The 8781-nt window shown below is 40.8% G+C and carries 7 protein-coding genes and 1 pseudogene; all 8 read left to right on the forward strand.

What is annotated here, in order from left to right; translation table 11 throughout:
• The first annotated feature begins 155 nt into the window (after positions 1–155).
• Entirely contained in the window at positions 156–572 is a 417-nt protein-coding gene (secE, locus tag ACY10D_RS09290; RefSeq protein ID WP_487000458.1) for a preprotein translocase subunit SecE, read from the forward strand.
• A gap of 73 nt (positions 573–645) precedes the next feature.
• Positions 646–1206, forward strand: coding sequence for a transcription termination/antitermination protein NusG (gene nusG / locus ACY10D_RS09295; protein ID WP_192484797.1), 561 nt, complete (start codon positions 646–648; stop codon positions 1204–1206).
• Between the two features lie 115 nt (positions 1207–1321).
• Positions 1322–1756, forward strand: coding sequence for a 50S ribosomal protein L11 (rplK, locus tag ACY10D_RS09300; RefSeq protein WP_192484786.1), 435 nt, complete (start codon positions 1322–1324; stop codon positions 1754–1756).
• Entirely contained in the window at positions 1756–2451 is a 696-nt protein-coding gene (gene rplA, locus ACY10D_RS09305) for a 50S ribosomal protein L1 (RefSeq protein WP_487000459.1), read from the forward strand. Before rplK ends, rplA begins: the two co-directional genes overlap by 1 nt.
• A gap of 241 nt (positions 2452–2692) precedes the next feature.
• Entirely contained in the window at positions 2693–3211 is a 519-nt protein-coding gene (gene rplJ / locus ACY10D_RS09310; RefSeq protein WP_487000460.1) for a 50S ribosomal protein L10, read from the forward strand.
• A gap of 47 nt (positions 3212–3258) precedes the next feature.
• Positions 3259–3633, forward strand: coding sequence for a 50S ribosomal protein L7/L12 (gene rplL / locus ACY10D_RS09315; protein ID WP_487000461.1), 375 nt, complete (start codon positions 3259–3261; stop codon positions 3631–3633).
• Positions 3634–3809: 176 nt separating this feature from the next.
• Positions 3810–7901 carry a DNA-directed RNA polymerase subunit beta gene (gene rpoB / locus ACY10D_RS09320; RefSeq protein ID WP_487000462.1) on the forward strand — a complete coding sequence of 1364 codons (4092 nt, stop codon included), beginning with the start codon at positions 3810–3812 and terminating at the stop codon, positions 7899–7901.
• Positions 7902–7987: 86 nt separating this feature from the next.
• Positions 7988–8781 (forward strand): annotated as a pseudogene (locus tag ACY10D_RS09325) (DNA-directed RNA polymerase subunit beta'); the annotation flags it as partial.

Here is an 8781-nt window from a genome sequence, read left to right on the forward strand (position 1 = left end):
GCCAGTAGTTCAATTGGTAGAGCAGCGGTCTCCAAAACCGCAAGTTGGGGGTTCGAGTCCCTCCTGGCCTGCCAAATAAATTGACTTGAACGGCGTGTTAATCTGTGTTAAGATTGCACGCCGTTTTTGTTTGTAGTGGGAAATGAGGCTTCTAGATGAAAGATTCAGTAACTAAAAAAGTGTGGACAACCACAACTAAAAAAGCTGATATGCGTCAAATAAGTAGCGCTAATAATAAGATGTTGTGGTTATTGATGGTGATCATCGCTGCAATCATTGTTTTTTCGAGTATGTATTTCTCGCTTTTTACCGAATCATCTGCATTGATGGCGGTACTTATTATCGTTGGTGTTGTTGTTTTATTGGCAATTGGTAGACAAACAAATCAAGGTGCAAAAGGCTGGCAATTTGTTTTAGAGGCTAGGTTGGAGATGCGCAAAGTTGTATGGCCAACACGTCAAGAAACGATTAACTCAACACTGATTGTCTTGGCAATTGTTGCTGTGGCATCGGTTATTATTTATTTTGTGGGTATGCTGTTTATGTACCTTATTCAAGCGATATTAAGTTAAGAGGTTGTTTATGTCTGCGGATGAGAAAGATGTACCAAATGAGCAAATCGAGACAGAAGCTACTCAGCCAGATATGGAAGTAGAGAGTGGTGGCAAAAAGAGATGGTATGTTATTCAGGCTTATTCGGGTTATGAAAAGCGTGTTAAATCTCAGATTGAAGAGAAAATAAAACTGGAAGGCTTAGAGCATTTTTTTGGCAAGATATTAGTTCCAACTGAAGAAGTGGTTGAGATGAAAGCTGGGCAAAAGCGTAAAAGTGAGCGTAAGTTCTTTCCGGGTTATGTTTTGATTCAGATGGAAATGGATGAGGCCGCTTGGCAGCTTGTGCGCCGCACGCCACGTGTTAGTGGTTTTGTTGGTGGAACGAGTGAACGCCCAATGCCGATTAGCAATGTTGAGGCTGAAAGAATTTTAGGCACATTAAAAACAGGTGCGGATAAAACAGCACCGAAACCACGCACTACGTTTCAAGTTGGGCAAGTGGTTCGTGTGTTGGATGGTCCGTTTGCTGACTTCACTGGTGTGGTTGAAGAAATTAACTATGAAAAATCGCGTGTGCATGTTGCGGTTTCAATTTTTGGGCGTTCTACACCTGTTGAGCTTGAGTTCTCACAGGTTGAGAAAGACGCTTAGGCGTTTATCACTGTAATAAACCAGTGATATGAGGTGCTTAATACTAGATGTTAAGCAAAAAATAATAGGGAAGCTATTTGTGAAAATAGCGTTATACCCAAAGTAGGAGTAAATAATGGCAAAGAAAGTACAAGCTTATATTAAGCTTCAGGTAAAAGCAGGGCAAGCAAACCCTAGCCCTCCAATTGGTCCAGCATTGGGTCAGCACGGTGTTAATATTATGGAATTCTGTAAAGCATTTAATGCGCAGACGCAAAAAATGGAACAAGGTGCGCCGGTTCCTGTTGTGATTACTGTGTATAGCGACAGAAGTTTCACATTTACAATGAAAACACCGCCGGCTTCATTCTTGTTAAAGAAGGCTGCTAAGATTAAATCTGGTAGTTCAAACCCTTCTAAAGATGTTGCAGGTACGGTTAATCGTGAGCAATTAGAAGAAATCGCTAAGACAAAAGAGCCTGATTTAACAGCAGCTGATATGGATGCTGCGGTTAGAACAATTGCAGGTAGTGCGCGTAGCATGGGTCTTAAAGTTGAGGGGGTTGAATAATGGCTAAGTTATCAAAAAGAATGAAATCTTTGGCTGAAAAAGTAAATAAATTAGATGCGTATTCAGCAACTGATGCATTCAACCTTTTAAAAGAACTTTCAAAAGTTAAATTCAAAGAATCTATCGATGTTGCGGTAAACCTAGGTGTTGACCCACGTAAATCTGATCAAGTTGTGCGTGGTGCCTCTGTGTTGCCAAATGGTACAGGTAAAACAGTTCGCGTTGCTGTATTCACGCAAGGTGAGAATGCAGTCAAGGCAACTGAAGCTGGTGCTGATATCGTTGGTATGGATGATTTGGCTGCTGAAGTTAAGAAAGGCAACATGGATTTTGATGTTGTGATTGCAACACCTGATGCAATGCGTGTGGTTGGTCAGCTAGGTCAAATTCTTGGTCCTAAAGGTTTAATGCCAAACCCTAAAGTTGGTACGGTAACAACTGATGTTGCTCAAGCAGTTACTAATGCAAAAGCAGGTCAGGTTCGCTTCCGCGTTGATAAAGCAGGTATCGTGCATACAACAATCGGCAAAGCTGATTTTGAGCCAGCCGCTTTACAGCAAAACTTAGAAACGCTTTTGGCAGATCTGAAAAAACTTAAGCCTGCAACAGCAAAAGGCGTCTATATTAAGAAGATCACAGTGTCTAGTACAATGGGTCCTGGGATTATGCTTGACATGAGTACAATCGAGGTTTAAGATAACGAGCCTTTTTTGTGTGCCTTGGTGCGATTTTGTGCTAAGGACTTAAACAAGTTTCTTTGGGTCGCTACTTAATGTCATGTTAAGTCAGTGATGTCAAAGACCGTAGGTGTGATCGCAAGATCGCTTAATTTCCTACGCAGACGGTGCGTGTGACCTTTGAAGAGAATAAAATTTTTTATTTGGTTTCAAACATCGTATTAAATAATAACGTAGACAAAAACAAGAGGATTAGCTAATGGCGCTAAAGCTTGAAGATAAAAAAGCGATTGTGGCAGAAGTTGCCGAACAGGCATCCTTGGCATTGTCTGCAGCGGTAGCTGATTACCGCGGCTTGACTGTGAATCAAATGAGTGATTTACGCAAACAGGCTCGTGAATCAGGTGTGTACTTGAAAGTTGTTCGCAATAACTTAGCAAGAATCGCATTTAAAGGAACTGAGTTTGAGTGCATGAATGATGCGCTTGTTGGTCCTTTAGTATTGGCTTTCTCGAAAGAAGAGCCAGGCGCGGCGGCTAAATTATTCAAAAGTTTTATGAAAGATCATAAAGCTTTTGAAGTGAAAAACTTAGCAATGGGCGGTGAGTTGTTTGGCGCGGATAAGCTAGAAGAAATGTCTAAGCTTCCAAGCAGAAACGATGCGCTTGCGTTATTGTGCAATGTATTACTTGCACCTGTTACCAAGTTTGTGCGTACAGCTAACGAGATTCCAGCGCAAGCTGTTCGTGTATTCGCTGCTGTTGGTGATGCAAAATAAAAACCACTTTTCGTTTTTGAAATTAAATTATTTAATAGGAGTATATAATGGCTATTACTAAAGAAGATATCCTAAATGCAGTTGCTGAAATGAGCGTTATGGATGTTTGTGAATTGGTTAAAATGATGGAAGAAAAATTCGGTGTTTCTGCACAAGCTGCTGTTGCAGTTGCTGCACCTGCTGCAGGGGACGCTGCCGCTGCAGAAGAAAAAACTGAATTTGACGTTGTTTTAGTTGATGCAGGTTCTAACAAAGTTGGCGCGATCAAAGCGGTTCGTGCAGCAACTGGCTTAGGTCTTAAAGAAGCAAAAGATGCTGTTGAAGGCGTGCCTTTCACAATCAAAGAAGCTGCTTCTAAAGATGATGCTGAAGCACTTAAAAAGCAGCTTGAAGAAGCTGGTGCTAAGGTTGAGCTTAAGTAATCAAACGATTATTTTAAGTTAAAAAGTAAAGGCTGGCAGGTGTTTTACCTGTTGGCCTTTTCTGCTATCTAACAAATAGCATTTGTAGATGTGTCTGTAATTGCAGATAAATAAAGTTTTCCAAACTTTTGGCATGATTTAGTGGTTAAAACGAATGTAGTCAGAGGAAGTGCCTGATGTCGTACTCATACGCTGAGAAAAAAAGAATCCGTAAAGAATTTGGGAACCTTCCTAATATTCTAGATGTTCCATATTTGCTTGCTGTTCAAGTAAATTCATATAAAGAGTTTTTACAACAAGATGTAAAAGCGCAAAGCCGTAAAAATAACGGTTTAGAAGCAGCTTTTAAATCGGTTTTCCCTATAGCAAGCGTTTCAGGGTATTCCGAACTTCACTATGTAAGCTACCGTTTAGGTGAGCCTGTTTTTGATGAAAACGAATGTGGTATTAGAGGGGTAACCTATGCCGCGCCTTTACGTGTTAAGCTGAGATTGGTGATATATGACAAAGAAGCGCCAGTAGAAGATAAAGTGATTAAAGATGTCCGTGAGCAGGAAGTATATATGGGTGAAATCCCATTAATGACTGATAACGGGACCTTCGTGATCAATGGTACAGAGCGTGTAGTTGTATCGCAACTTCATCGTTCGCCAGGTGTGTTCTTTGATCATGATAAAGGCAAAACACATTCCTCTGGTAAAATATTACACTCAGCACGCGTGATCCCATATCGTGGGTCATGGCTAGATTTTGAATTTGACCCAAAAGACTTACTTTATGTGCGTATAGATAGACGTCGTAAATTACCATCTACCGTGTTGCTAAAAGCACTTGGCTACACTGAGGATGAGTTATTAAAGATTTTTTATGAACCGGTTGAATTCGCTGTCGAAGATGGCGCATTAATGATGACCTTTGATCCGGATTCATTAAAGGGGACAACAGCCTCATTTGATGTTGTTAACAAAGAAGGTAAAGTACTAGTTGCGGAAGGCAAACGTATTACCGCAAGACATACTAAGCTTATGAAAGAGCAAGGCTTAAATCAAATCGAAGTCCCTGTTTCTTATGTTGTTGGCAAGGTGTTATATTCACGCATTGTTGATGAAACATCCGGTGAGGTAATCGCGCAGGCTAATGAAGAGATTACACCTGCATTATTGGAAAAATTATCTGATCGCGGTATTACTACATTCCAAACGCTTAACACAAATGACTTGGATCGTGGTGCTTATATTGCTGATACACTACGCAATGATGTGTGTCGTGATCGTGATGAAGCATTAGTCGAAATTTATCGCATGATGCGCCCAGGTGAGCCACCAACGAAAGATTCAGCAGAGAACCTTTTCCAAGGTCTATTCTTCTCAGAAGATCGTTATGATCTATCTGCAGTGGGTCGCATGAAGTTTAACAATCGTTTGGGACGTAAATCAGATAAAGGTTTAGGTGTTTTAACGAAAGAAGATATTATCGATGTTGTTAAAACATTGATTGATATTCGTGATGGTCGTGGTGATGTTGATGACATTGATCACTTAGGAAATCGCCGAATCCGTGCGGTTGGTGAGATGACTGAAAACCAGTTCAGGATCGGTTTGGTACGTGTTGAAAGATCGGTGCGTGAGCGTTTATCAATGGTCGATCGTGAAAGTGCGATGCCGCAGGATCTTGTTAATGCTAAGCCAATTACTGCTTCGATTAAAGAATTCTTTGGTTCAGGTGCGTTGTCACAATTTATGGATCAAGATAACCCATTATCAGAAGTAACGCATAAGCGTCGTATTTCAGCGTTAGGACCAGGTGGTTTATCAAGAGACCGTGCAGGCTTTGAAGTACGTGACGTCCATACAACACATTATGGTCGTTTATGTCCGATTGAAACACCAGAAGGTCCAAACATTGGTTTGATTAACTCTTTGGCATGTTATGCGCGTACCAATCACTATGGTTTCTTAGAAGCGCCATATCGCAAGGTAATTGATGGTGTTGCCACCGATGAGATTGATTATTTATCGGCAATTGATGAGAGTAATTATGTGATCGCTCAAGCATCTGCTGCGATGGATAAAAAAGGCCGTCTAACTGATGAGTTGATTCAGTGTCGTTCAAAAGGTGAGACAATTTTTACAACAGCTGATCAGGTTCAATATATGGACGTTTCAGCGAAACAAATGGTATCTGTTGCCGCAGCCCTTATCCCATTCTTGGAGCATGATGATGCGAACCGTGCATTGATGGGTTCAAACATGCAACGTCAAGCTGTACCAACACTTAGAGCTGAGAAGCCACTAGTGGGTACTGGGATGGAGCGCATTGTTGCCCGTGACTCAGGTACGTGTATTGTCGCTAAACGCTCAGGTGTTGTTGATGCTGTTGATGGTGGTCGTATCGTTGTTTGTGCGAGTAATGACGAAATCAATGAAGGTGATTCTGTTGTTGATATTTACAACTTAACAAAATTCCGTCGTTCAAACAAAAACACCTGTATTAATCAACGCCCAATTGTGCACCCTGGTGATGTTGTTAAAAAAGGTGATGTGTTAGCAGATGGTTCATCGACTGATATGGCAGAGCTAGCCTTAGGTCAAAACCTGCTTGTGGCATTTATGCCATGGAATGGTTTTAACTTTGAGGATTCGATTCTACTATCAGAACGTATCGTTGAAGATGATCGTTATACCTCTATTCATATTGAAGAATTAACCTGTATTGCACGTGATACAAAGTTAGGTGCTGAAGAAATTACTTCAGATATTCCTAATGTTAGTGAGCATGCACTAAACAAATTAGATGAAGCGGGTATTATTCATATTGGTGCTAATGTCGCGCCTGGCGATGTTTTGGTTGCTAAGATTACGCCTAAGGCCGAGCAGCAATTAACACCTGAAGAAAAGCTACTACGCGCTATTTTTGGTGAAAAAGCTTCCGATGTTAAAGATAGTTCATTAAGAATGCCAACTGGCATGTATGGTACAGTTATTAATGTTCAAGTATTTACGCGTGATGGTTTAGAAAAAGATCAGCGTTCTGTTGAAATTGAAAAAGCAGAATTGGCACGTATTCGTAAAGATTTACGTGATGAGTATCGTATTGTTGAAGGTGCTGTGCGCTCTTATTTATTACAAGAGCTAAGTGGCAAGAAAGCACTTGCTGGCCCTGGTGGCTTAAAGCGTGGACAAGAGATTACTAAAGAGTACTTAAAAAATCTTGAGCTTGTTCAGTGGCTTGATATTCGTGCAGAAGATGAAGCAACGATGGAAGCAATTACACGTTGTAAGGCACAGATTGAACAAGCGCGTAAAGACTTTGAAACGAAGTTTGAAGCAAAACGCAAAAAGCTTACCCAAGGTGATGATTTATCTCCTGGCGTTCTTAAGATCGTTAAAGTATTTGTTGCGGTTAAACGCCGTATTCAACCAGGGGACAAAATGGCGGGTCGCCATGGTAATAAGGGTGTTGTTTCACGTATTCTACCAATTGAGGATATGCCTTATCTTGAAGATGGTACACCTATGGACATCGTCTTGAATCCACTAGGGGTTCCATCACGTATGAACATCGGTCAGGTACTTGAGACGCATATGGGTATGGCAGCAAGGGCATTAGGACATAAAGTCTCAGATGCACTTGAAGCAAGTCAAAAAGCACAGGATATTCGTAAGACTTTAGAGGAAGTCTATAACACGATCGGTAATAAGAAAGTTGATTTAAGTCAGCTTGATGATGATCAAGTGATTGAAATGGCGTATAACCTAAGAGCAGGTGTACCTATCGCAACTCCTGTGTTTGATGGTGCTAAAGAGAAAGATATCAAAGACCTTCTAAAACTTTGTGGCTTAAATGAAAGCGGTCAAGCACAGCTATATGATGGGCGTACTGGCTTACCATTTGATCGCCATGTGACCGTTGGTTATATGTACATGTTGAAGCTAGACCATTTGGTTGATGACAAGATGCATGCGCGTTCAACAGGTTCTTATAGTTTGGTTACGCAGCAGCCACTAGGTGGTAAAGCACAGTTTGGTGGTCAGCGTTTTGGTGAGATGGAGGTGTGGGCACTACAAGCTTATGGTGCTGCTTATACACTTCGTGAAATGCTGACGGTTAAATCAGATGATGTGAATGGTCGTACCAGAATGTACAAAAATATTGTTGATGGTAATTTCAAGATGGACGCAAGTCTGCCTGAATCTTTCAACGTATTAATGAAAGAAGTACGTGCATTAGGTATTGATATTGACCTTGAGTCTGATTTAGAAAACTAAGCGCACTTTAGTTGTCGTGATGAAACAGCTACAGGTATAGCCTGTAGTATTTTGATTTAAAACTTTGCAAAAATAGGAGTAGAGCCTTGAAAAACTTACTAGGCGGTATGAAACAGCAAGGTAAAGATTTAGAGTTTGACCGTATTCGTGTCGGTCTTGCGTCACCTGAAATGATTCACTCATGGTCATATGGTGAAGTGAAAAAACCAGAAACCATTAATTATCGTACATTCAAGCCAGAAAGAGATGGTTTGTTTTGTGCTAAAATCTTTGGTCCAATCAAAGATTACGAATGTTTGTGTGGTAAATACAAGCGTTTAAAGCATCGCGGTATCATTTGCGAGAAGTGTGGTGTTGAAGTCACACAAGCGCGTGTGCGTCGTGAGCGTATGGGACATATTGATTTGGCTTGTCCTGTGGCGCATATTTGGTATTTAAAATCACTACCATCGCGTATTGGTTTGTTATTAGATATGACATTGCGCGATATCGAGCGTATTTTATATTTTGAAGCATATGCAGTGACTGATCCTGGGATGACGCCTTTTGAAAAAGGGCAGTTACTCAATGAAGAAACGTATCTTGATGCATTAGAAGAGTATGGTGATGAATTTGAAGCGCAAATGGGTGCTGAAGCGATTCAGAAGTTATTAATTGACACCGATCTTAATCATGAGATTGAAACGATTCGTGAAGAGATCCCAGCAACTAACTCAGAAACTAAGCTTAAGAAATTAACAAAGCGTTTAAAATTATTAGAATCATTCCGTGAATCAGGTAATAAACCTGAGTGGATGATTATGACGGTTTTACCGGTGTTACCACCGGATTTACGTCCGTTAGTACCATTAGATGGTGGACGTTTTGCAACTTCTGATTT

It is taken from the genome of Cysteiniphilum sp. (assembly GCF_057495195.1).